Origin of the sequence: Streptomyces murinus (assembly GCF_002154555.1) — a bacterium.
Taxonomy (GTDB): domain Bacteria; phylum Actinomycetota; class Actinomycetes; order Streptomycetales; family Streptomycetaceae; genus Streptomyces; species Streptomyces murinus.
Genome location: NZ_MUNF01000071.1, coordinates 1 through 23,111, shown reverse-complemented (window position 1 = coordinate 23,111; position 23,111 = coordinate 1). Strand labels below are relative to the sequence as shown.

Below are 23,111 nucleotides of genomic sequence, written 5' to 3'. Positions count from 1 at the left end.
CACGCCCTATGGCCGTGGACGGACTGTCGTCGTATCCATACGCTGAGTAGGCTGTCCGCTGTCCGGGTCAGCGACGCAGGGGGCGGGGCATGGGACACACATGGGACGCGGATCCGCAGGCGCGGTTGGTTCGGCGTATCGGTGTCGCGCCGGCGGAACTGGGGACGACCGGGGGCCGGGACGGCTGCCCGGACATCTGGGAGCTGGACAACGGCGACTTCGCGGTCATCGGGCGTGATCTCACGCAGGCATACTCCGAGGGCCTGCCCGAAGACGCGGTGATCGGCGCCGGGGAGCGCCTCGTGGTCATTCCACGGCTCACTCTGCTCGCCGCCAAGGCCCATATCCCGGATGCGTGACCTTCTTGGCGCCGCTCCCGGCGAACCGCTGGAACTGGACGCCTACCGCGAGGACTTCCGCCGCAGGGATTTCGCCGTGGACGGATACGACTCATGGAAGCTGGAGCGCCGCCAGCACTTCCGCGAGCCGGGCGACGCGAGCTGGGAAGCCTTCGTGCGGGGTGACTGGCGGGAGGCGCTGAGGCTGATCGAGGCACAGCGTTCCGGACTGTCGGACCTGTCCCGGCTGGCCGCCCGTCACCGCTGCCGCCTGCTGCGTGTCCGCGTCGTGGAGACGCCGCTCACGCCGTACCTCCAGTGGGAACTGCACCTGCTGCGCGTGCGGGCCGAGTGCGGTGAGCTGATCCGCGTCCTCGGACCGGAACCCCTCGCGGAATACGAGGCGGAGTCCCCGGTACCGGAGTTGATCACGCTGAACGACGACACCGTGTACGAGATCCGCTATGACGCCGAGGGTGTCCTGGAAGGCGCCGTGCGCCACCTCGACACGGGCGCGCGGGACCGGGTCGCGGCATGGATCGAGAAGCTGTACGGGCTGGGGGAGGACGTCGGCACGTTCTTCGACCGTGAAGTGGCACCTCTCGAACCGCCGGCAGGTGACTGAGCCGCGCGGGGAGGTCACCTCCTCGTTCTCCGGCACGGCCCATGAGGTCGTACAGGCCCGCGATGTGCACGGCGGGATCCATTTCCACGCCCCGGCCGCCGAGCTGGCGCGAGCGCCGGTGCCGTATCAACTCCCGCTCGCCGGAAGCGGCTTCGTCGACCGATGTGCCGAACGCGCCGCGCTGGACCGGCTGCTCGACGACGGCCCCGCCGCGCGCGTGCTGGTCGTCACCGGTACCGCGGGAGTCGGCAAGACGTCTTTGGTGCTGCACTGGGCACACCTGGTCCGCGACCGTTTCCCGGACGGGCAGTTATATGCCGATCTGCACGGCCACGACCCGCAGGCCCCGATCACGTACGAGCGGGTTCTCGAACGCTTCCTGAAGGCCCTCGGTGCCCCCGCGGACGCGGTACGCGACGACGGCGAGCACATGGCCGCGGCCTTCCGGTCACGGCTCGCCGACCGCAGGCTCCTGCTCGTCCTCGACAACGCCGTCGGTGCGTCCCAGGTCAGGCCGTTGCTGCCCGCGGCGCCGGGATGTCTGGTCATCGTGACCAGCAGACACCGGCTGCCCGGGCTGACCATCCGGGAAGGGGCCCGGCGCCTCACCCTGGACGTGCTCGGCCAGGACGGCTCGGTCGCCCTGCTGTGCGGCGTCATCGCGGGGTACCGGGACGGAGACGATCCCGCGCTGGTGGCGGAACTCGCCACCCTGTGTGCGCGCCTGCCACTGGCGCTCAGAATCGCCGCCGAGCGCGCCGCCGGACAACCCTTGATGCCCCTGACGGATCTGATCGGCGAGTTGCGTGACGATTCCGGCCGGTGGGAAGCGCTGACAGCACACGACGGCGACGAATCCGAGGCGGTGCGTTCCGTGTTCACATGGTCCTATCGGGCGCTGCCTTCGGATGCCGCCCGGCTCTTCCGGCTGCTCGGGCTGCACCCTGGGCCGGACTTCAGCGATACGGCCGCGGCGGCGCTCGCGGATGTCGACGCGCGCACCGCCCGGCGCCTGCTCGACGTCCTCGCGGCCGCGCACATGGTCGAACAGACCGCCGCCGACCGCTTCCGACTGCACGACCTGCTGCGCGCCTACGCGGCCGACCAGGCACGGCTGGAACAGACCCGGCAAGAGCGCGAAACGGCGCTGCGCCGGGTGTTGACCTGGTACCTGTACACCGCGGACGCGGTCCAGGCCCGGGTCGCTCCGCAGGAGCCGCGCGTGGCGCTGGTACCCGCGGAGGGAAGACCGCCCGAACCGCGGTTCGCCGACGAGGCGCAGGCGATGCGCTGGTACGAGGCCGAACGGGACAATCTCGTGGCCGCTGTGCGCGCGGCCGCGAGCGCCGGGCAGGACCGGCTCGCCTGGCAGCTGGCGGTGGTCCTGCGCTCCGTCTACATGACCGACCACCCGATCCAGGAGTGGCTCGTCACCTCCCGGACAGGTCTGGAGGCCGCCCGGCGCGACGGTGACCGAGGCGCCGAGGCCGAACTCCAGGAGAGCCTCGGCATGGCGTACGTCCAGTCCCAGAATCTGGAATCGGCGGCGGGCCACTACGAAGCGGCGCTGGCCCTGCGCCGGGAATTGCACGACACCTTCGGCGAGGCCCTGACGCTCAACGGCCTCGGCCTGCTGGAACTGCGCCGCCGCAACCTCGCGCGTGCGCAAGCGGCCTTCGAGGGCAGCCGGGCGCTGTTCGCCGCCCGGAACGACGACTTCTGGGAGCCGCGTACGGCGGTCAACCTCGCGCAGGTGGAACTGGAACTGGGGCACCCCGAGAACGCGTTGGGCCGACTGCACCGCGGGATCGAGGCGTTCCGGGGCCACGGCGACCGCCGCGCAGAGGGCAACGCCCTGCGGCTCCTCGCCACCGCGGAACTGGACAGTGGCGACGCGGACGCCGCGCTGGCACACGCCGAGCAGGCCGTGGCCATCGCCACCGGCATCCGCAGCACGGCCGCCGAGGCCTACTGGCTCCTGACGCTGGGTGACGCCCGGCGCGCCACCGGACAGCCCGCCCTGGCAGCGGCCTCCTACCGGCGCGCCGCCACGCTCCAGAAGGATCTCGGCGACCGCGCCCGCCGAGCCGCCGCCTGGGACGGCCTGGGGCAGGCGTGTCTGCAACTCGGCCGGGCCCGGGAGGCCACGGACTGCCACCGCCGGGCCGTGGCGACCTATCGGGACCTCCGGCTGGCGTGGGAGACCGCGTTGGCACTCACCCACCTGGCGGTTGCCCTGGACAACGTCCCCGAGCCGCAGGAGGCCGAGGACGCACGGTCCGACGCGCTCGGCCTGCTCACCGCCTTCACCGACCCACGGGCCGTACGACTACGGGAGAGCGTCGTACGACGATCACCGCACGACGACCTCGGCCAGTGATCCCGGACCGGCACCGGTACGGCCCCGCCCGGCCCTTCTCGTAGGCTTTCCCCGTGCACGTACTCCACGACGCCCCCCTCGCCCCGCTGACCACGTTCCGCCTGGGCGGGCCCGCGCTGCGGCTGGTGACCGCCGAGACGGATGCCGAGGTGATCGACGCCGTCCGGGAGGCGGACGACAGCGGGACCCCGCTGTTGGTCGTCGGCGGCGGGTCGAACCTCGTCATCGGGGACAAGGGATTCCAGGGGACCGCGCTGCGGATCGCCACCCGGGGGGTCGAGCTGCGGGGGACCACCCTGGAGCTCGCGGCCGGGGAGGTGTGGAGCGACGCCGTCGCGCGCAGCGTCGAGGCCGGGCTCGCCGGGATCGAGTGCCTCGCCGGGATCCCCGGGTCCGCGGGCGCCACGCCGATCCAGAACGTGGGGGCGTACGGGCAGGAGGTCTCGGCCACCATCTCCGAGGTGGTCGCCTACGACCGGCGCGCCGGTGAGACCGTCACGCTGAGCAATGAGGAGTGCGACTTCTCGTACCGGCACAGCCGGTTCAAGGCCGACCCCGAGCGGTACGTCGTGCTGCGCGTCCGGTTCGAGCTGGCGGACGCGGGCGGGATGTCCGCGCCGATCAAGTACGCCGAGACCGCCCGCGCGCTCGGTGTCGAGCCGGGCGACCGGGTGCCGCTGGACCGGGCCCGCGAGACCGTGCTGAGGCTGCGGGCCGGCAAGGGCATGGTGCTCGACGCCGACGATCACGACACCTGGTCGGCCGGCTCCTTCTTCACCAACCCGATCCTCACCGAGGAGCAGTTCGCCGCGTTCCAGGAGCGGGTGCGCGAGCGGCTGGGGGAGGGCGTCGAGCCGCCCGCGTACCCGGCGGGTGAGGGCCGTAGGAAGACCTCGGCCGCCTGGCTGATCGACAAGGCGGGCTACACCAAGGGCTACGGCACCGGCCCCGCCCGCATCTCCACCAAGCACACCCTCGCCCTCACCAACCGCGGCGAGGCCACCACCGAGGACCTCCTCGCCCTGGCCCGCGAGGTCGTCGCCGGGGTGCGCGAGGCCTTCGGGATCACCCTCGTCAACGAGCCCGTCATGGTGGGCGTCGGCCTTTAAAACCCCCTGCGACTAAAACCCCCTACGACGTCAGCCAGGCGTCCACGCCCGCCAGCAGCCGCGCCTTGGCGTCCTCCGGGGCCGCCGAGCCGCGGATGGACTGGCGGGCCAGTTCGGCGAGTTCGGGGTCGGTGAAGCCATGGACATGGCGGGCGATCTCGTACTGGGCGGCGAGCCGGGAGCCGAACAGCAGGGGATCGTCGGCGCCCAGGGCCATCGGAACGCCCGCGTCGAAGAAGGTGCGCAGCGGCACGTCCTCGGGCTTCTCGTAGACACCGAGGGCCACATTGGACGCCGGGCACACCTCGCACGTCACCTGGCGGTCGGCCAGCCGCTTCAGCAGCCGGGGGTCCTCCGCCGCGCGCACCCCGTGCCCGATCCGCCCCGCGTGCAGATCGTCCAGGCAGTCCCGCACCGAGGCCGGGCCGGTCAGCTCGCCGCCGTGCGGGGCCGACAGCAGGCCGCCCTCGCGCGCGATGTGGAAGGCCCGGTCGAAGTCCCGCGCCATGCCGCGCCGCTCGTCGTTCGACAGGCCGAAGCCCACCACGCCCCGGTCCGCGTAGCGCACCGCGAGCCGGGCCAGGGTGCGGGCGTCCAGCGGGTGCTTCATCCGGTTGGCGGCCACCAGCACCCGGATCCCGAGGCCGGTCTCCCGGGAGGTGCTGTCCACCGCGTCCAGGATGATCTCCAGCGTCGGGATCAGACCGCCGAGCCGGGGCGCGTACGACGTCGGGTCCACCTGGATCTCCAGCCAGCCCGAGCCGTCCCGCAGATCCTCCAGCGCGGCCTCCCGCACCAGCCGCCGGATGTCCTCCGGCTCGCGCACACAGGAGCGCGCCGCGTCGTACAGCCGCTGGAAGCGGAACCAGCCGCGCTCATCGGTCGCCTTGAGTTTCGGCGGCTCACCGCTGGTAAGGGCCTCCGTCAGCATCTCCGGCAGGCGTACGCCGTGCTTGTCGGCCAGCTCCAGGACGGTGCTCGGCCGCATCGAACCGGTGAAGTGCAGATGCAGATGGGCTTTCGGCAGCTCAGAGAGATCACGTACACGCTCCATTCCCAGATCCTGCCGCACACCCCCGCTTCCCCGGTAGCCGTTTCCCCGGTCGAGGTCTTGCCCGCACAAATGAACGGCGCCTCAAGCTACTCACGTGAGTCGCTTGAGGCGCCGCCATGACGCGATCGGTGTTTCAGTCGCGCGCTTCCGCCAAGAGCTTCTGGATCCGGCTCACGCCCTCCACCAGGTCCTCGTCGCCCAGCGCGTACGACAGCCGCAGATAACCCGGCGTGCCGAACGCCTCACCCGGGACGACCGCGACCTCGGCCTCCTCCAGGATCAGCGCGGCCAGCTCGACCGAGTTCTCCGGGCGCCTGCCGCGGATCTCCTTGCCGAGCAGGGCCTTGACCGACGGGTAGGCGTAGAACGCGCCCTCGGGCTCCGGGCAGAGCACGCCGTCGATCTCGTTCAGCATCCGCACGATCGTCCTGCGGCGCCGGTCGAAGGCCTCACGCATCTTCGCCACGGCCGTCAGGTCACCGGAGACGGCGGCCAGGGCGGCGGCCTGCGCCACATTGGACACGTTCGAGGTGGCGTGCGACTGGAGGTTGGTCGCGGCCTTGACGACGTCCTTGGGGCCGATGACCCAGCCCACCCGCCAGCCGGTCATGGCGTACGTCTTCGCCACGCCGTTGACCACGATGCACTTGTCGCGCAGCTCGGGCAGCAGCGCGGGCAGCGAGACGGAGACCGCGTCGCCGTAGACCAGGTGCTCGTAGATCTCGTCCGTGAGCACCCACAGGCCGTGCTCCAGGGCCCAGCGGCCGATCGCCTCGGTCTCGGCCTCGGAGTACACCGCGCCGGTCGGGTTGGACGGCGAGACGAAGAGCACGACCTTCGTCTTCTTCGTGCGCGCGGCCTCCAGCTGCTCGACGGAGACCCGGTAGCCGGTGGTCTCGTCGGCCACGACCTCCACCGGGACACCGCCCGCGAGGCGGATCGACTCCGGGTAGGTGGTCCAGTACGGCGCCGGGACGATGACCTCGTCGCCCGGGTCGAGGATCGCGGCGAACGCCTCGTAGATGGCCTGCTTGCCGCCGTTGGTGACGAGGACCTGGGAGACGTCGGGCTCCCAGCCGGAGTCGCGCAGCGTCTTCGCGGCGATCGCGGCCTTCAGCTCGGGCAGTCCGCCGGCCGGCGTGTAGCGGTGGAACTTCGGGTTCTTGCAGGCCTCGATCGCGGCCTCGACGATGTAGTCCGGGGTGGGGAAGTCGGGCTCACCGGCGCCGAAGCCGATCACCGGTCGCCCGGCGGCCTTCAGGGCCTTGGCCTTGGCGTCCACGGCGAGGGTGGCGGACTCGGAGATCGCGCCGACGCGGGCGGAGACCCGGCGCTCGGTGGGAGGGGTTGCAGCGCTCATGGAGCCCATGCTTCCAGACCGGAAATGTCCCGGGCACACGGGTTTCACAGTCTGAACGGCATCGGGTCGAGTCGTGAACACCTATCCGAATATCCGTCCCGGCCTGGACGATCTTCGCTCCGGGGAGCACGGGCCGACACTTTCTGTTCGACGCCGGGCCCCGGACCACGTACACTCTCACCTCGTTGGCCTCCGGCAGCCGTCACGATCGGTGCCACCGAGCACTCGGTCGGATGCGGTACGTTGGGGACACACAAAGGGTCGTAGCTCAATTGGTAGAGCACCGGTCTCCAAAACCGGCGGTTGGGGGTTCAAGTCCCTCCGGCCCTGCTACACACACCGCCAGGATGTGTGCGCTTGTACGTACAGCAATGCACCGCCGTGCGGCTCAGTAACCGGGCGCGGCACGGCCACGACCCGGGATCAGGTGAGGTTTATGACGGACGCCGTGGGCTCCATCGATACGCCTGATGCCCAGGACGAAGTGCCTGAGGCCAAGAAGGCCCGCAAGGGCGGCAAGCGCGCCAAGAAGGGTCCGCTGAAGCGTCTGGCGACCTTCTACCGCCAGATCATCGCGGAACTCCGCAAGGTCGTCTGGCCCTCGCGCAACCAGCTGACGTCGTACACCACCGTGGTGATCTTCTTCGTCGCCATCATGATCGCGCTGGTGACCGTGATTGACTATGGGCTCAACCACGCGGCCAAGTACGTCTTCGGCTGAGCCAAGAGCGAAGGGCGCCGTGGCACCGGCGCCCGTTTTCGCATGTTCCACCCCTATGTAACCAGGAAGAAGCAGCCATCGTGTCTGACCCGAACCTGAACGACGACGCCACCGAGCCTCGCGGGAACGCTGCCGAGCTGGTGGACGACGAGCTCGACATCGTCGAGGGCGCGGACGAGCAGGACGAGTTCGAGGCTGCCGAGGCCGAGGCGGGCGAGCCGGCCGAGGAGGCCGCGCTGCACACCGAGGACGCGGACGACGAGGAGGCCCCCGAGGCCACCGACGACGCCGAGGACGCGGACGAGACCGCTGAGAACGAGACCGCCGAGGAGGGCGACGAGGACGCCGCCGCCGAGGCCGTCGAGGAGGAGCCGGCCGCCCCGGTCGACCCCGTCCAGGCCCTGCGCGAGGAACTGCGCACCCTGCCCGGCGAGTGGTACGTCATCCACACGTACGCCGGCTACGAGAACCGCGTGAAGACCAACCTGGAGCAGCGCGCCGTCTCGCTGAACGTCGAGGACTACATCTTCCAGGCCGAGGTGCCGCAGGAAGAGGTCGTCCAGATCAAGAACGGCGACCGCAAGACGATCAAGCAGAACAAGCTGCCGGGTTACGTCCTGGTCCGCATGGACCTGACCAACGAGTCCTGGGGCGTCGTCCGCAACACGCCGGGTGTCACCGGCTTCGTGGGCAACGCGTACGACCCGTACCCGCTGACCCTGGACGAGATCGTCAAGATGCTCGCCCCGGAGGCCGAGGAGAAGGCCGCCCGCGAGGCCGCCGAGGCCGAGGGTAAGCCCGCGCCGCAGCGCAAGGTCGAGGTCCAGGTGCTGGACTTCGAGGTCGGCGACTCGGTCACCGTCACCGACGGTCCCTTCGCCACCCTCCAGGCGACGATCAACGAGATCAACGCCGACTCCAAGAAGGTCAAGGGCCTGGTGGAGATCTTCGGCCGCGAGACGCCGGTCGAGCTCTCCTTCGACCAGATCCAGAAGAACTAGTCCAGCACCAGTCCCTTCTGGACCACCGCTTCCGAACAGGTCGGACAGGCTGACTACAGCCCGTCTGACCTGCTCGGTTTTTGGCCGCGCATCTATACCCGTTATCGTTGTGCGGTATGCCTGCGTCCGGGTTGTCCCCGGGAGCGGGCAGGACCCGAATCGAAAGGACCCGGAGAGCTATGCCTCCCAAGAAGAAGAAGGTCACGGGGCTCATCAAGCTCCAGATCCAGGCCGGTGCCGCCAACCCGGCTCCGCCGGTCGGCCCGGCGCTGGGTCAGCACGGCGTCAACATCATGGAGTTCTGCAAGGCCTACAACGCCGCGACCGAGTCGCAGCGTGGCTGGGTCATCCCGGTGGAGATCACGGTCTACGAGGACCGCTCCTTCACCTTCGTCACCAAGACGCCGCCGGCCGCCAAGATGATCCTCAAGGCCGCGGGTGTGGAGAAGGGCTCCGGCGAGCCGCACAAGACCAAGGTCGCCAAGATCACCCAGGCGCAGGTCCGCGAGATCGCCACGACCAAGATGCCCGACCTGAACGCGAACGACCTGGACGCCGCGGCGAAGATCATCGCCGGCACCGCGCGCTCCATGGGCGTCACGGTCGAGGGCTGACCACCACCAGCAGGTAATGCGGCCGTAGCCGGTCGCACGTGGCAGGGCCTGCTCGGCCCAGAGACCACGACTCCTTCAGAACACACAGGAGCAAGTTGTGAGCAAGCGCAGCAAGGCTCTCCGCGCTGCGGACGCCAAGATCGACCGGGAGAAGCTGTACGCCCCGCTCGAGGCCGTCCGTCTCGCCAAGGAGACCTCCACGACCAAGTTCGACAGCACTGTCGAGGTCGCCTTCCGTCTGGGTGTCGACCCGCGCAAGGCCGACCAGATGGTCCGTGGCACCGTGAACCTTCCGCACGGCACCGGTAAGACCGCCCGGGTCCTGGTCTTCGCGACCGGTGACCGTGCCGAGGCCGCGCGTGCCGCGGGCGCCGACATCGTCGGTGCCGACGAGCTGATCGACGAGGTCTCGAAGGGCCGCCTGGACTTCGACGCCGTCGTCGCCACCCCGGACCTCATGGGCAAGGTCGGCCGCCTCGGCCGCGTCCTCGGCCCCCGTGGTCTGATGCCGAACCCGAAGACCGGCACCGTCACCCCCGACGTCACCAAGGCCGTGACGGACATCAAGGGCGGCAAGATCGAGTTCCGCGTCGACAAGCACTCGAACCTGCACTTCATCATCGGCAAGGTGTCCTTCGACGACACCAAGCTGGTGGAGAACTACGGCGCCGCGCTGGAGGAGATCCTCCGTCTGAAGCCGTCCGCCGCCAAGGGTCGTTACATCAAGAAGGCCGCGCTCACCACCACGATGGGCCCCGGCATTCAGCTCGACCCGAACCGCACCCGCAACCTCCTCGTCGAGGAGGACCCGGCCGCCGTCTGAGCCTCGCGCTCACCCCGGTAGCCGCGTCCGGTACGCGTACTGAAGGGCGGGCCCCGCAACCTTTCGAGGTGCGGGGCCCGTCCTTTCTGTGTACGACCTGTTCGTCGTACGACTGTCAGTGGCCCGCACTAGGCTGCACGCAGACGATTCGCAGGGGGTAGGACAAGAATGAAGAGCACGACGACCGTACGCCGGGTGACCCTTTCCGTGGCCGTGGTGGCGGCGCTGACCGGGGTGGCCGCCTGCGGCTCCGCGGACTCCGGCAAGGGCGACAGCAAGGCGTCGGGTGCCGGCACGGTCCACTTGAGCCCCGTAGCCGCCGTGCTGCGCGACGTCGAGCAGTCCACGGACAAGGCCGACTCGGCCAAGGTGCGCGCGACCACGTCCATGGGCGACATCATGGCGATGAACGCCGACGGCGCCCTCACGTGGGGCAACGGTCTCAAGGGCAACCTGGACATCACGTACACCGGTGGCAAGCTGGCCGACTCGATGCGCAAGGCCGGCACCTCGCACATGGAGGCCCGCTATCTGCCGGGCGCCTACTACGTGAAGATGAGCGACGCCTTCGCCCAGCAGACCGGCGGGAAGCACTGGGTCAAGTACGACTTCGACTATCTGGCCAAGGTCGGCGGCGCCTCCGGCGCGTACATGAAGGACCAGCTCCAGACGTCCACGCCGAACCAGTCGGTGAAGATGCTGCTGGCCTCCGGCGACGTCAAGAAGGTCGGCGTGGAGACGGTCGACGGGCAGCACACCACGCACTACGCGGGCACCGTGGACGTCGCCGCCCTCGCGGGCAAGGGCAGCAACCTCAGCGCCGATCAGCTCACCGCGCTCAAGCAGCAGCTGAAGCAGTCCGGCATCACCACGGACGCCATCGACATCTGGGTCAACGACCAGAACCTGCTCGTCAAGAAGAGCGAGAAGGCGGCCACCGCCAACGGCACGCTGAACAGCACCGCCCACTACAGCGACTACGGCGTGGCGGTCACCGCCGAGGCGCCGCCGGCCGCCGACACGATGGACCTCGCCGACATGATGAAGTCCGGCGGCGTCAGCAGCCCCTCGGGCGGCACCACGTCCGGGGGCACCGGCCTCAGCTCCTGAGGCACCGGGACCGGGGGCCGATTTGCTCCACGGCGCCCCGGTCCCGTACTGTCATCCCCGAAGCCAAAGACCGCTGGTCGTTGCCGCGCGCTTGCAGAGGGCGCGGTGGCCGAAGGATCCGCTGAAAAGTGGACGACCCGCGCAGGTGTCAGTGGAAGAACTCCTGGAGTGCGCGCGCCGAGCGCGTGTGCGGCCGGTCGAGTCCGCCCCGAGCGCCTGCGCCGGGGCGTTTCGTTTTACCCAGTCCTCCTTCGGGTCCGCGCGGTCCGAATCACCCGGAAGGAGGCCGAGGCTCTATGGCGAGGCCCGACAAGGCTGCCGCGGTTGCGGAGCTGACGGACAAGTTCCGCAGCTCCAACGCCGCCGTGCTGACCGAGTACCGCGGTCTCACCGTGGCGCAGCTCAAGACGCTGCGCCGGTCGCTCGGTGAGAACGCCCAGTACGCCGTGGTGAAGAACACGCTGACCAAGATTGCGGCCAACGAGGCCGGGATCGCGCTTGACGACCAGCTCTTCGCTGGTCCGACGGCCGTCGCCTTCGTCACCGGTGACCCGGTGGAGTCGGCGAAGGGTCTCCGTGACTTCGCCAAGGACAACCCGAATCTCGTCATCAAGGGCGGCGTCCTTGACGGCAAGGCGATGTCTGCCGACGAGATCAAGAAGCTTGCGGACCTCGAGTCCCGCGAGGTTCTGCTCAGCAAGCTGGCCGGTGCCTTCAAGGGGAAGCAGTCCCAGGCTGCCTCCCTCTTCCAGGCGCTGCCGTCGAAGCTCGTCCGCACCGTGGACGCGCTGCGCGCCAAGCAGGCCGAGCAGGGCGGTGCCGAGTAATTCGGCTCGCTTTCTGACCCGCACCACCCGGCGCGGGTCGCAGCGGGCCGACGTACGCCCGCCTTACCCAGTACATCCGGCACCTGCCGATTGAGTGGAAGGACCGCCATCATGGCGAAGCTCACCCAGGACGAGCTGCTTGCCCAGTTCGAGGAGATGACCCTCATCGAGCTCTCCGAGTTCGTGAAGGCCTTCGAGGAGAAGTTCGACGTCACCGCCGCCGCTGCCGCGCCGGTCGTCGTCGCCGGTGGTGCCGCTGGCGGCGCCGCCGAGGCCGTCGAGGAGAAGGACGAGTTCGACGTCATCCTCACCGGTGCCGGCGACAAGAAGATCCAGGTCATCAAGGTCGTGCGCGAGCTGACCTCCCTCGGCCTGAAGGAGGCCAAGGACCTGGTGGACGGCACCCCGAAGCCCGTCCTCGAGAAGGTCAACAAGGAGGCCGCGGAGAAGGCCGCCGAGTCCCTCAAGGGCGCCGGCGCCTCCGTCGAGGTCAAGTAAGACCTCACGGGTCCGCAGGACTCGAACGCGCGCTGAACTCGGCCCTGTAGGGCTGTAACGCGAACGCACCGAAGAGCGATCATCCATCCGGGTGGTCGCTCTTCGGCGTATCCGGAGGGTGACCGCGGTTGCCTTGCGCTCGTGAGGGCGAGAGGTATGGTGATCTTCGTCGTGCCTCCGGACGGCCGGGTTCCGGTGGGAGGCTCTTGACGAACCGCACGCAGCGCGCAATTCTCAGGACGCGTCGTCACAAGGATCCGAATCCGAGGCATGGATCGACGGCGAAGAGGGCAGTATCAACGTGCGTTGAAGGGCAGCATGCCGAGGGCGTTGACAAGAGCGGTGAGCACAGCGAGGGTCTCGACAAACCCGCACTGGACATCAGTGTGCCGAGTGGCTACACTGACCCTTTGCGCTGCCTGTTAGCTGTCCCCTGCCCGTCACCAGGGGTCTGCCCTCACTCGAGCATCGATGACCGAAACCCCTTTGACCTGGGGTTTCCGCCTCCGTGTTTGAGGGAGGGGCCGGTACGCGCGTAGTGAGTCCGAGCCCTCGGAAGGACCCCCTCTTGGCCGCCTCGCGCAACGCCTCGACCGCGAATACGAACAACGGCGCAAGCACCGCCCCGCTGCGCATTTCCTTTGCAAAGATCAAGGAGCCTCTCGAGGTTCCGAACCTGCTCGCGCTGCAGACCGAGAGCTTTGACTGGCTGCTCGGCAACACCGCTTGGCAGAGTCGGGTCGAGGAGGCTCTGGAGAACGGTCAGGACGTCCCCACCAAGTCCGGTCTGGAGGAGATCTTCGAGGAGATCTCCCCGATCGAGGACTTCTCCGGGTCGATGTCCCTGACGTTCCGGGACCACCGCTTCGAGCCGCCGAAGAACTCCATCGACGAGTGCAAGGACCGCGACTTCACGTACGCCGCCCCGCTCTTCGTCACCGCCGAGTTCACCAACAACGAGACCGGTGAGATCAAGTCCCAGACGGTCTTCATGGGCGACTTCCCGCTCATGACGAACAAGGGCACCTTCGTCATCAACGGCACCGAGCGTGTCGTGGTGTCCCAGCTGGTCCGTTCCCCCGGTGTCTACTTCGACTCCTCCATCGACAAGACGTCCGACAAGGACATCTTCTCCGCCAAGATCATCCCGTCCCGGGGTGCCTGGCTGGAGATGGAGATCGACAAGCGCGACATGGTCGGTGTGCGTATCGACCGTAAGCGCAAGCAGTCGGTCACCGTTCTTCTGAAGGCGCTCGGTTGGACCACCGAGCAGATCCTCGAAGAGTTCGGCGACTACGAGTCCATGCGCGCCACCCTGGAGAAGGACCACACCCAGGGCCAGGACGACGCGCTGCTCGACATCTACCGCAAGCTGCGTCCGGGCGAGCCCCCCACGCGTGAGGCCGCGCAGACGCTTCTTGAGAACCTCTACTTCAACCCGAAGCGCTACGACCTCGCGAAGGTCGGCCGCTACAAGGTCAACAAGAAGCTGGGCGCCGACGCCCCGCTGGACGCGGGCATCCTGACCGTCGAGGACATCATCTCGACGATCAAGTACCTGGTGCAGCTGCACGCCGGCGAGACCGAGACGACGGGCGACAACGGCGGCACGATCGTCGTCGAGACCGACGACATCGACCACTTCGGCAACCGTCGTCTGCGCAGCGTCGGCGAGCTCATCCAGAACCAGGTCCGTACGGGTCTGGCTCGTATGGAGCGCGTCGTGCGCGAGCGCATGACCACCCAGGACGTCGAGGCGATCACGCCGCAGACCCTGATCAACATCCGGCCGGTCGTCGCCTCCATCAAGGAGTTCTTCGGCACCAGCCAGCTGTCGCAGTTCATGGACCAGAACAACCCGCTGTCGGGTCTCACCCACAAGCGCCGTCTGTCGGCTCTTGGCCCGGGTGGTCTCTCCCGTGAGCGGGCCGGCTTCGAGGTCCGTGACGTGCACCCCTCGCACTACGGCCGCATGTGCCCGATCGAGACGCCCGAAGGCCCGAACATCGGTCTGATCGGCTCGCTCGCCTCCTACGGCCGGGTCAACGCGTTCGGTTTCGTCGAGACCCCGTACCGCAAGGTCATCGACGGCCAGGTCACCGACGAGGTCGACTACCTGACCGCCGACGAGGAAGACCGCTTCGTCATCGCGCAGGCCAACGCCCCGCTGACGGACGAGCTGCGCTTCGCCGAGGCCCGCGTGCTGGTCCGCCGCCGCGGCGGCGAGGTCGACTACGTCGGTGGCGAGGACGTGGACTACATGGACGTCTCGCCGCGCCAGATGGTGTCGGTCGCGACCGCCATGATCCCCTTCCTGGAGCACGACGACGCCAACCGTGCCCTCATGGGCGCGAACATGATGCGTCAGGCCGTTCCGCTGATCAAGTCCGAGGCCCCGCTCGTCGGCACCGGCATGGAGTACCGCTCCGCCGTGGACGCCGGCGACGTCGTCAAGGCCGAGAAGGCGGGTGTGGTCCAGGAGGTCTCCGCGGACTACATCACCACGGCGAACGACGACGGCACGTACATCACGTACCGCCTGCACAAGTTCTCCCGCTCCAACCAGGGCACCTCGGTCAACCAGAAGGTCATCGTCAACGAGGGTGACCGGATCATCGAGGGCCAGGTCCTCGCCGACGGTCCGGCCACCGAGAACGGTGAGATGGCCCTGGGCAAGAACCTGCTCGTGGCGTTCATGCCGTGGGAGGGTCACAACTACGAGGACGCGATCATCCTGTCGCAGCGCCTCGTGCAGGACGACGTCCTCTCCTCGATCCACATCGAGGAGCACGAGGTCGACGCCCGTGACACCAAGCTCGGCCCCGAGGAGATCACCCGGGACATCCCGAACGTCTCCGAGGAGGTCCTCGCCGACCTCGACGAGCGCGGCATCATCCGTATCGGTGCCGAGGTCATCGCCGGCGACATCCTCGTCGGCAAGGTCACGCCCAAGGGTGAGACCGAGCTGACCCCCGAGGAGCGCCTGCTGCGCGCCATCTTCGGTGAGAAGGCCCGTGAGGTCCGCGACACCTCGCTGAAGGTGCCGCACGGCGAGACCGGCAAGGTCATCGGCGTGCGCGTCTTCGACCGCGAGGAGGGCGACGAGCTGCCGCCGGGCGTGAACCAGCTGGTCCGCGTCTACGTCGCGCAGAAGCGCAAGATCACCGACGGTGACAAGCTCGCCGGCCGACACGGCAACAAGGGTGTCATCTCCAAGATCAACCCGATCGAGGACATGCCGTTCCTGGAGGACGGCACCCCGGTCGACATCATCCTCAACCCGCTGGGTGTGCCGTCCCGAATGAACCCGGGACAGGTCCTGGAGATCCACCTCGGCTGGCTCGCCAGCCGCGGCTGGGACGTCTCCGGCCTCGCGGAGGAGTGGGCCGAGCGCCTTCAGGCCATCGGCGCCGACCAGGTCGCCCCCGGCACCAACGTCGCCACCCCGGTGTTCGACGGTGCCCGCGAGGACGAGCTGGCGGGTCTGCTCCAGCACACCATCCCGAACCGCGACGGCGAGCGCATGGTGCTCCCGACCGGTAAGGCGCGGCTGTTCGACGGCCGTAGCGGTGAGCCGTTCCCGGACCCGATCTCGGTCGGCTACATGTACATCCTGAAGCTCCACCACCTGGTCGACGACAAGCTGCACGCCCGTTCGACCGGCCCGTACTCGATGATCACCCAGCAGCCGCTGGGCGGTAAGGCGCAGTTCGGTGGCCAGCGCTTCGGCGAGATGGAGGTGTGGGCCCTCGAGGCCTACGGCGCCGCGTACGCCCTCCAGGAGCTGCTCACCATCAAGTCCGACGACGTCACCGGCCGCGTGAAGGTGTACGAGGCCATCGTCAAGGGCGAGAACATCCCCGAGCCCGGCATCCCCGAGTCCTTCAAGGTGCTCATCAAGGAGATGCAGTCGCTCTGCCTGAACGTGGAGGTGCTGTCCAGCGACGGTATGTCCATCGAGATGCGTGACACCGACGAGGATGTCTTCCGCGCTGCGGAGGAGCTCGGCATCGACCTGTCCCGGCGCGAGCCGAGCAGCGTCGAAGAGGTCTGACGGGAGTCCGGCGGGGCCCTCACCCACAGGGCCCCGCCGACCCCCAGGCCCCCGTTTCAGACCACAGACTCACGACCCTGAGAGGGATTGACGCATAGTGCTCGACGTCAACTTCTTCGACGAGCTCCGGATCGGCCTGGCCACCGCTGACGACATCCGTCAGTGGAGCCACGGCGAGGTCAAGAAGCCCGAGACGATCAACTACCGCACCCTGAAGCCCGAAAAGGACGGACTCTTCTGCGAGAAGATCTTCGGTCCTACCCGGGACTGGGAGTGCTACTGCGGCAAGTACAAGCGTGTCCGCTTCAAGGGCATCATCTGCGAGCGCTGTGGCGTCGAGGTCACGCGCGCCAAGGTGCGCCGTGAGCGGATGGGCCACATCGAGCTCGCCGCTCCCGTCACCCACATCTGGTACTTCAAGGGCGTCCCGTCCCGCCTGGGCTACCTGCTGGACCTCGCCCCGAAGGACCTGGAGAAGGTCATCTACTTCGCGGCGTACATGATCACGTACGTCGACGAGGAGCGTCGCACCCGCGACCTGCCCTCCCTGGAGGCGCATGTCTCCGTCGAGCGTCAGCACATCGAGAACCGCCGCGACTCCGACCTGGAGGCCCGCGCCAAGAAGCTCGAGACCGACCTGGCCGAGCTGGAGGCCGAGGGCGCCAAGGCCGATGTGCGCCGCAAGGTGCGCGAGGGTGCCGAGCGCGAGATGAAGCAGCTGCGCGACCGTGCGCAGCGCGAGATCGACCGCCTCGACGAGGTCTGGAACCGCTTCAAGAACCTCAAGGTCCAGGACCTGGAGGGCGACGAGCTGCTCTACCGCGAGCTGCGTGACCGCTTCGGCACGTACTTCGACGGCTCGATGGGTGCCGCGGCGCTCCAGAAGCGCCTGGAGTCCTTCGACCTCGACGAAGAGGCCGAGAAGCTCCGCGAGATCATCCGCACCGGCAAGGGCCAGAAGAAGACCCGTGCCCTCAAGCGGCTGAAGGTCGTCTCCGCGTTCCTCCAGACCTCCAACAGCCCCAAGGGCATGGTCCTGGACTGCGTCCCGGTCATCCCGCCGGACCTGCGTCCGATGGTGCAGCTGGACGGTGGCCGCTTCGCGACCTCCGACCTGAACGACCTGTACCGCCGTGTCATCAACCGCAACAACCGCCTGAAGCGGCTTCTCGACCTCGGCGCGCCCGAGATCATCGTGAACAACGAGAAGCGCATGCTCCAGGAGGCGGTCGACGCCCTCTTCGACAACGGCCGTCGCGGTCGCCCGGTGACGGGCCCCGGCAACCGTCCGCTGAAGTCCCTCAGCGACATGCTGAAGGGCAAGCAGGGTCGATTCCGTCAGAACCTGCTCGGCAAGCGAGTCGACTACTCGGCGCGTTCCGTCATCGTCGTCGGCCCGCAGCTCAAGCTGCACCAGTGCGGTCTGCCCAAGGCGATGGCCCTTGAGCTGTTCAAGCCGTTCGTGATGAAGCGCCTGGTCGACCTGAACCACGCGCAGAACATCAAGTCGGCCAAGCGCATGGTCGAGCGCGGCCGCACCGTGGTGTACGACGTCCTCGAAGAGGTCATCGCCGAGCACCCGGTGCTGCTGAACCGTGCGCCCACCCTGCACCGCCTCGGCATCCAGGCCTTCGAGCCGCAGCTGGTCGAGGGCAAGGCCATCCAGATCCACCCGCTCGTCTGCACCGCGTTCAACGCGGACTTCGACGGTGACCAGATGGCCGTGCACCTGCCGCTGTCCGCGGAGGCGCAGGCCGAGGCCCGCATCCTGATGCTGTCCTCGAACAACATCCTCAAGCCGGCCGACGGCCGCCCGGTGACGATGCCGACCCAGGACATGGTCCTCGGTCTGTTCTTCCTCACCACCGACGGCGAGCTGCGTGACGTCAAGGGCGAGGGCCGCGCGTTCGGCTCCACGGCCGAGGCGACCATGGCGTTCGACGCCGGCGAGCTCTCGCTCCAGTCGCCGGTCGACATCCGCTTCCCGGTGGGCACCATCCCGCCGCGCGGCTGGACCCCGCCGGCCCGCGAGGAGGGCGAGCCCGAGTGGCAGCAGGGGGACTCGTTCCGTCTGCGCACCACCCTGGGCCGCGCGCTCTTCAACGAGCTGCTGCCCGAGGACTACCCGTTCGTCGACTACTCGGTGGGCAAGAAGCAGCTCGGCGAGATCGTCAACGACCTGGCGGAGCGCTACCCCAAGGTGATCGTGGCGGCGACGCTCGACAACCTGAAGGCGGCCGGCTTCTACTGGGGTACCCGCTCGGGTGTCACCGTGGCCATCTCCGACGTCGTCGTGCCCGAGGCCAAGAAGGCCATCGTCGCGGGCTACGAGGCGCAGGACGAGAAGGTCCAGAAGCAGTACGAGCGCGGTCTGATCACCAAGGAAGAGCGCACTCAGGAGCTCATCGCGATCTGGACCAAGGCGACCAACGAGGTCGCCGAGGCGATGAACGAGAACTTCCCCAAGACCAACCCCATCTTCATGATGGTTGACTCGGGTGCCCGAGGAAACATGATGCAGATGCGGCAGATCGCCGGTATGCGTGGTCTGGTGTCGAACGCGAAGAACGAGACCATCCCGCGTCCGATCAAGGCCTCGTTCCGTGAGGGCCTGTCCGTGCTGGAGTACTTCATCTCCACCCACGGTGCCCGTAAGGGTCTGGCGGACACCGCTCTGCGTACCGCCGACTCGGGTTACCTCACCCGTCGTCTGGTCGACGTCTCCCAGGACGTCATCATCCGCGAGGAGGACTGCGGCACCGAGCGCGGCCTCAAGCTGGCGATCGCCGAGCGTGGCGAGGACGGTGTCCTGCGCAAGACGGGCAACGTCGAGACGTCCGTGTACGCGCGCTGCCTCGCCGAGGACATCGTGGTCGACGGCAAGGTGCTGGCCCCGGCCGGTACCGACCTCGGCGACGTGCTCATCGACGAGCTGGTCAAGCACGGTGTGGAGACGGTCAAGACCCGCTCGGTCCTGACCTGTGAGTCCGCCGTCGGCACCTGCGCGATGTGCTACGGCCGTTCGCTGGCCACCGGCAAGCTGGTCGACATCGGTGAGGCGGTCGGCATCATCGCCGCCCAGTCCATCGGTGAGCCCGGTACCCAGCTGACGATGCGTACCTTCCACACCGGTGGTGTGGCCGGTGACGACATCACCCAGGGTCTGCCGCGTGTCGTCGAGCTCTTCGAGGCCCGTACCCCGAAGGGTGTCGCCCCGATCTCCGAGGCCTCCGGCCGGGTGCGGATCGAGGAGACCGAGAAGACGAAGAAGCTCGTCGTCACCCCGGACGACGGCAGCGACGAGACGGCGTTCCCGATCTCGAAGCGTGCCAAGGTCCTGGTCCGCGAGGGCGAGCACGTCGAGGTGGGCCAGCAGCTCACCGTGGGTGCCACCAACCCGCACGACGTGCTGCGCATCCTGGGTCAGCGTGCCGTCCAGGTCCACCTGGTCGGCGAGGTCCAGAAGGTGTACAACTCGCAGGGTGTGTCGATCCACGACAAGCACATCGAGATCATCATCCGGCAGATGCTGCGCCGTGTGACGATCATCGAGTCGGGCGACGCGGAGCTGCTGCCCGGCGAGCTGGTCGAGCGTTCGAAGTTCGAGACCGAGAACCGTCGTGTGGTCCAGGAGGGCGGTCACCCCGCCTCCGGTCGTCCGCAGCTGATGGGTATCACCAAGGCCTCGCTGGCGACGGAGTCCTGGCTGTCGGCCGCCTCCTTCCAGGAGACGACCCGAGTCCTGACGGATGCGGCGATCAACGCCAAGTCCGACAGCCTCATCGGCCTCAAGGAGAACGTCATCATCGGTAAGCTCATCCCGGCCGGTACGGGTCTGTCCCGCTACCGCAACATCCGGGTCGAGCCGACCGAGGAGGCCAAGGCCGCGATGTACTCGGCCGTCGGCTACGACGACATCGACTACTCGCCCTTCGGCACGGGCTCCGGCCAGGCCGTCCCGCTGGAGGACTACGACTACGGTCCGTACAACCAGTAAGCGAGCAGTCTGAAGGGCGGCCACTTCCCATCGGGGGGTGGCCGCCCTTCGGCGTTGTCAGCGTTCGCGTTCCAGCCGGGCCTGGAGGTGGTGCAGGCGGGTGTGGACGTCCGGATGGGAATCCAGCAACCGGGTGAGCACCGGCTCGCCACCGGGCGCGCTGCCGAGGCTCCGGCGCTCGCGCTGCCGTATGGGCTCCCGTTCGCTCTCGTCGCCGAGCACCACCATGAGCTCGGCGGCGAAGCCGAGATCCGCCGCGTGACCGTCCGCCCGCAGTTCCGAGCGGCGGGAGACGGCCGCCGCCAGGTACGGCGTGATGAGGGGAAGCAGGATCAGTCCGTACGTCGCGGTGACCAGCGCGATCACGGCGGCACCGAGCACGACCGCCGTGAGCAGTGCCGCCCCGGCGGACATCCGGTCCGTTCGTCTCGCCAGCCGCCACAAGAGGCGGGCGGCGAGCCGGCCGGGCAGCGCGTACCAGAAGACCAGCAGGGTCGCCCATGCGTGCCCCCGGACGTGGTGGCCCAGCTCATGGGCGAGTACGCCGGCGAGCTGGGGCGGCGGGAGCGAACTCAGGGAGTGGCTGGTCACACCGACGATATGGCCGGCCGTGGCCATGGCGTTCAGCTCCGGGCTGTCCTCGACCCACAGCTGATAGGCACTGCCGTCCACTCCGGCGCGGGCGGTGACCTCGCGCCAGACGGCTCCCAGCATGGGGGCCTCCCGCGGTGTCGGGTAGCGCAGACCGAACAGCCGGCGGGCCATGACCCGTTCGCAGGGCCGGTGGAAGAGGAGGACACCGCTGAGCGCCCAGCCGGCGGATCCGAGCCACCAGGGCGGGCCGCCCAGTGCCTCGACGGTGTACGCGGTCGCGAGAACCACGGCCGCGCTGAGGAGCACCTGGGGCAGGTGCAGGGCCAGCCGGACGAGCGCGGTGATGTCGGCGCCCCGCTGCCGGGCGGAGATGTGGACCCGCCCGGGCCGGAACAGGGGCGTGGCGGGGTCGGTCCCGTCGGCCGGAGTGGGCGCGGACTTCGCTGTCTCGCCGGGAGTGGTCATGGCGCTTCCCTTCGAAAGCTGACGGGCAGGGGACGGTTCAGCCGATGAGCAGCGAGCAGGGCAGAAGCACCACCGCGCAGGCGAAGGCGATCAGACCGGTACGGATCCACGTGTGTTTGCGTGCCGTGATGCGGCTGGCCTCGGTGAGCGCGAGCAGCAGTGCCCCGAACGGGTCGCGTCCGGTCTCCGTCAGGGCCTCGGTCAACTCGCCCGAGCGTGCGGCCCGGTGCACGTCTCCGAAGTAGGTGAGCGGCCGGCCCGGCTCCCAGCGGTTGCCGCCGTAGCGGGGGACCACCGCGAGGAGCAGCGCGAAGAGGGAGACGACCAGGCAGCCGGTCCCGGCCCACCACAGCGGTGCGGCGGCCGCCGTCGGCGCCCGGTGGCCCCGGCCGGTCGGCACCATGGCGAGGATTCCGCTCGTCAGTCCGAGTACACCGACGAGTACGGCGGCCTTGGTGTCCGCGCGGCTGATCTCGGCCCGCACATCGGCCAGCAGCCGGACTCCCGCCCGCACCCGCGGGCTGTCCCAGGACGCGGTGGTCATGTGCCCTCCTCCGTGACGCCCTCGGCTCGTGCGGGCTTCGTCAGTTCCGCCGGTGTCCCGGCGGCCCGCTCGAACGGGTCCGTGGCCTTGAGCAGGGCCGCCATCCGCTCGGCGGCCAGGCCGCGGGTCGTCTCCAGCTGGTAGTCCTCCAGGCGGCGGCTGTCGAGGACCTGCTTGATCAGCTCCAGTTGGTGATCCACCAGCTTGTTCTGTTCGCCGCTGAGGTGGCCGAGGACGAGCGAGGTGTCCTCGGGATGGACTGCCAGGTGCAGGGCCAGCGCCCCGACGCCGCCCTTGGCGAGCTGACGCTCGTAGAAGCCGATCCGCTCGGCCCGGCGCTCGGCCTCGGACCGTTCGCGCAGCAGGGCCGCCTCGTGCTCCGGCTCGACGGCCTCCGCCGCATGCCGTGCGCTGCGCAGCCGGGCCTGGTGGGACCGCTCGGCCGTGTCCCGGCGCAGCCGCAGGATGCAGCACACCCGCAGTCCCTCGGCCGCGCCGATCGACGGGGCGTGCTCCGCCGCCTGCCGCTGCACGGACCGCTCGGCCTCGGCACTGGCCTCGATGGGGTGGGCGCGGGACGCGGTCCGCAGCGTCGGCAGTAGTTCCCGGGTGACGAGACCCGGTACGTCGCGCTCCTGGCTTCTGACGAAGGCCTCCGGGTTCATGACCCGCCAGGTGACATCGGCGGTGGCCTCGAACTCGAAGCTGTCGACCAGGCTGGGCAGCGGCACCTGGAGCCGGAAGCTGTGGGGGTCGGTGTCCACCTCGTACAGGGCGATGTAGCGCCGTACGGAGGTGGGCCGGTCGGGTGGGAGGTAGGTGTCGTACCGGCCGGCGCGGGTGACGCAGACCAGCGCGTGGTCGATACGGCCGGTGAATCGCCGTGCGCCGAGCCGGAAGCGGGGCAGTTGCCAGACCGTACGGACCGGGTCCGAATCCAGCGGGCCGGGGGCGGGGTGCTCGGGCAACTGGCGGAACCAGTCGAGCGGTTCGGCGG

General features: G+C 68.9%; 18 protein-coding genes and 1 tRNA gene. 14 read left to right on the top strand and 5 right to left on the bottom strand.

Going from position 1 to position 23,111, the window contains the following annotated elements; genetic code table 11:
• Positions 1-89 precede the first annotated feature (89 nt).
• Genes CCN72_RS05595 through CCN72_RS05585 form a run of 4 tightly spaced genes read left to right on the top strand, consistent with a single transcriptional unit; the run spans position 90 to position 4,452 of the window.
• Positions 90-359, top strand: coding sequence for a hypothetical protein (locus tag CCN72_RS05595; protein ID WP_086806565.1), 270 nt, complete (start codon positions 90-92; stop codon positions 357-359).
• Positions 352-963 (top strand): DUF6879 family protein, encoded by a 612-nt coding sequence (locus CCN72_RS40270; RefSeq protein WP_237553486.1) that lies wholly within the window; start codon positions 352-354, stop codon positions 961-963. Before CCN72_RS05595 ends, CCN72_RS40270 begins: the two co-directional genes overlap by 8 nt.
• On the top strand, positions 956-3,343 hold the full coding sequence (locus CCN72_RS05590) for an ATP-binding protein (RefSeq protein WP_244174135.1): 2,388 nt from the start codon (positions 956-958) through the stop codon (positions 3,341-3,343). The genes CCN72_RS40270 and CCN72_RS05590 overlap by 8 nt, the downstream gene beginning before the upstream one ends.
• 53 nt (positions 3,344-3,396) lie before the next feature.
• On the top strand, positions 3,397-4,452 hold the full coding sequence (locus CCN72_RS05585) for a UDP-N-acetylmuramate dehydrogenase (RefSeq protein ID WP_086806563.1): 1,056 nt from the start codon (positions 3,397-3,399) through the stop codon (positions 4,450-4,452).
• A gap of 22 nt (positions 4,453-4,474) precedes the next feature.
• On the opposite strand, the gene CCN72_RS05580 is transcribed toward CCN72_RS05585, so the two are convergent.
• Together CCN72_RS05580 and CCN72_RS05575 are read right to left on the bottom strand one after the other, a co-directional pair.
• Positions 4,475-5,506 (bottom strand): adenosine deaminase, encoded by a 1,032-nt coding sequence (locus tag CCN72_RS05580; RefSeq protein WP_086806562.1) that lies wholly within the window; start codon positions 5,504-5,506, stop codon positions 4,475-4,477.
• A 133-nt stretch (positions 5,507-5,639) separates the two neighbouring features.
• Positions 5,640-6,866, bottom strand: coding sequence for a pyridoxal phosphate-dependent aminotransferase (locus CCN72_RS05575; protein ID WP_086806574.1), 1,227 nt, complete (start codon positions 6,864-6,866; stop codon positions 5,640-5,642).
• 257 nt (positions 6,867-7,123) lie between these two features.
• Between CCN72_RS05575 and CCN72_RS05570 the strand changes: the two genes are divergently transcribed.
• The 10 genes from CCN72_RS05570 (at position 7,124) to CCN72_RS05520 (ending at position 20,511) form a co-directional block, all read left to right on the top strand.
• Positions 7,124-7,196: transfer RNA gene (locus CCN72_RS05570), tRNA-Trp, on the top strand.
• A gap of 106 nt (positions 7,197-7,302) precedes the next feature.
• On the top strand, positions 7,303-7,587 hold the full coding sequence (gene secE / locus CCN72_RS05565) for a preprotein translocase subunit SecE (protein ID WP_037657517.1): 285 nt from the start codon (positions 7,303-7,305) through the stop codon (positions 7,585-7,587).
• 80 nt (positions 7,588-7,667) lie between these two features.
• Positions 7,668-8,588, top strand: a complete 921-nt coding sequence (gene nusG, locus CCN72_RS05560; RefSeq protein WP_086806561.1) for a transcription termination/antitermination protein NusG — start codon at positions 7,668-7,670, stop codon at positions 8,586-8,588.
• A 179-nt stretch (positions 8,589-8,767) separates the two neighbouring features.
• Positions 8,768-9,202, top strand: a complete 435-nt coding sequence (gene rplK / locus CCN72_RS05555; protein ID WP_037657523.1) for a 50S ribosomal protein L11 — start codon at positions 8,768-8,770, stop codon at positions 9,200-9,202.
• 97 nt (positions 9,203-9,299) lie between these two features.
• Entirely contained in the window at positions 9,300-10,025 is a 726-nt protein-coding gene (gene rplA, locus CCN72_RS05550) for a 50S ribosomal protein L1 (RefSeq protein ID WP_085566110.1), read from the top strand.
• A 168-nt stretch (positions 10,026-10,193) separates the two neighbouring features.
• A complete protein-coding gene (locus CCN72_RS05545; RefSeq protein ID WP_086806560.1) occupies positions 10,194-11,135 on the top strand; it encodes an SCO4651 family lipoprotein in 942 nt (313 codons plus the stop codon).
• Positions 11,136-11,431: 296 nt separating this feature from the next.
• Positions 11,432-11,962: a 50S ribosomal protein L10 gene (gene rplJ, locus CCN72_RS05540; protein ID WP_046419436.1), complete on the top strand. Its 531-nt coding sequence runs from the start codon at positions 11,432-11,434 to the stop codon at positions 11,960-11,962.
• 111 nt (positions 11,963-12,073) lie between these two features.
• A complete protein-coding gene (gene rplL / locus CCN72_RS05535) occupies positions 12,074-12,460 on the top strand; it encodes a 50S ribosomal protein L7/L12 (protein WP_046419437.1) in 387 nt (128 codons plus the stop codon).
• Between the two features lie 568 nt (positions 12,461-13,028).
• Positions 13,029-16,514: a DNA-directed RNA polymerase subunit beta gene (gene rpoB, locus CCN72_RS05525; RefSeq protein ID WP_085566112.1), complete on the top strand. Its 3,486-nt coding sequence runs from the start codon at positions 13,029-13,031 to the stop codon at positions 16,512-16,514.
• A 97-nt stretch (positions 16,515-16,611) separates the two neighbouring features.
• A complete protein-coding gene (locus tag CCN72_RS05520) occupies positions 16,612-20,511 on the top strand; it encodes a DNA-directed RNA polymerase subunit beta' (RefSeq protein ID WP_037657538.1) in 3,900 nt (1,299 codons plus the stop codon).
• A gap of 57 nt (positions 20,512-20,568) precedes the next feature.
• Here the strand turns inward: CCN72_RS05520 and CCN72_RS05515 are convergent, their stop codons facing one another.
• The 3 genes from CCN72_RS05515 to CCN72_RS05505 form a co-directional block, all read right to left on the bottom strand.
• On the bottom strand, positions 20,569-21,570 hold the full coding sequence (locus CCN72_RS05515) for a M48 family metalloprotease (RefSeq protein WP_086806559.1): 1,002 nt from the start codon (positions 21,568-21,570) through the stop codon (positions 20,569-20,571).
• Between the two features lie 37 nt (positions 21,571-21,607).
• Positions 21,608-22,114, bottom strand: a complete 507-nt coding sequence (locus CCN72_RS05510; protein WP_086806558.1) for a Pycsar system effector family protein — start codon at positions 22,112-22,114, stop codon at positions 21,608-21,610.
• On the bottom strand, positions 22,111-23,111 hold a 1,001-nt coding region (locus tag CCN72_RS05505; RefSeq protein ID WP_244174134.1), incomplete at its 5' end, for a hypothetical protein. The genes CCN72_RS05510 and CCN72_RS05505, both read right to left, overlap by 4 nt.

Coding starts and splice junctions, on each gene's coding strand:
- CCN72_RS05595 (WP_086806565.1), top strand. CDS start 90: ATGGGACACACATGGGACGCGGATCCGCAGGCGCGGTTGGTTCGGCGT.
- CCN72_RS40270 (WP_237553486.1), top strand. CDS start 352: ATGCGTGACCTTCTTGGCGCCGCTCCCGGCGAACCGCTGGAACTGGAC.
- CCN72_RS05580 (WP_086806562.1), bottom strand. CDS start 5,506: ATGGAGCGTGTACGTGATCTCTCTGAGCTGCCGAAAGCCCATCTGCAT.
- CCN72_RS05575 (WP_086806574.1), bottom strand. CDS start 6,866: ATGAGCGCTGCAACCCCTCCCACCGAGCGCCGGGTCTCCGCCCGCGTC.
- secE (WP_037657517.1), top strand. CDS start 7,303: ATGACGGACGCCGTGGGCTCCATCGATACGCCTGATGCCCAGGACGAA.
- rplK (WP_037657523.1), top strand. CDS start 8,768: ATGCCTCCCAAGAAGAAGAAGGTCACGGGGCTCATCAAGCTCCAGATC.
- CCN72_RS05545 (WP_086806560.1), top strand. CDS start 10,194: ATGAAGAGCACGACGACCGTACGCCGGGTGACCCTTTCCGTGGCCGTG.
- rplJ (WP_046419436.1), top strand. CDS start 11,432: ATGGCGAGGCCCGACAAGGCTGCCGCGGTTGCGGAGCTGACGGACAAG.
- rplL (WP_046419437.1), top strand. CDS start 12,074: ATGGCGAAGCTCACCCAGGACGAGCTGCTTGCCCAGTTCGAGGAGATG.
- CCN72_RS05515 (WP_086806559.1), bottom strand. CDS start 21,570: ATGACCACTCCCGGCGAGACAGCGAAGTCCGCGCCCACTCCGGCCGAC.
- CCN72_RS05510 (WP_086806558.1), bottom strand. CDS start 22,114: ATGACCACCGCGTCCTGGGACAGCCCGCGGGTGCGGGCGGGAGTCCGG.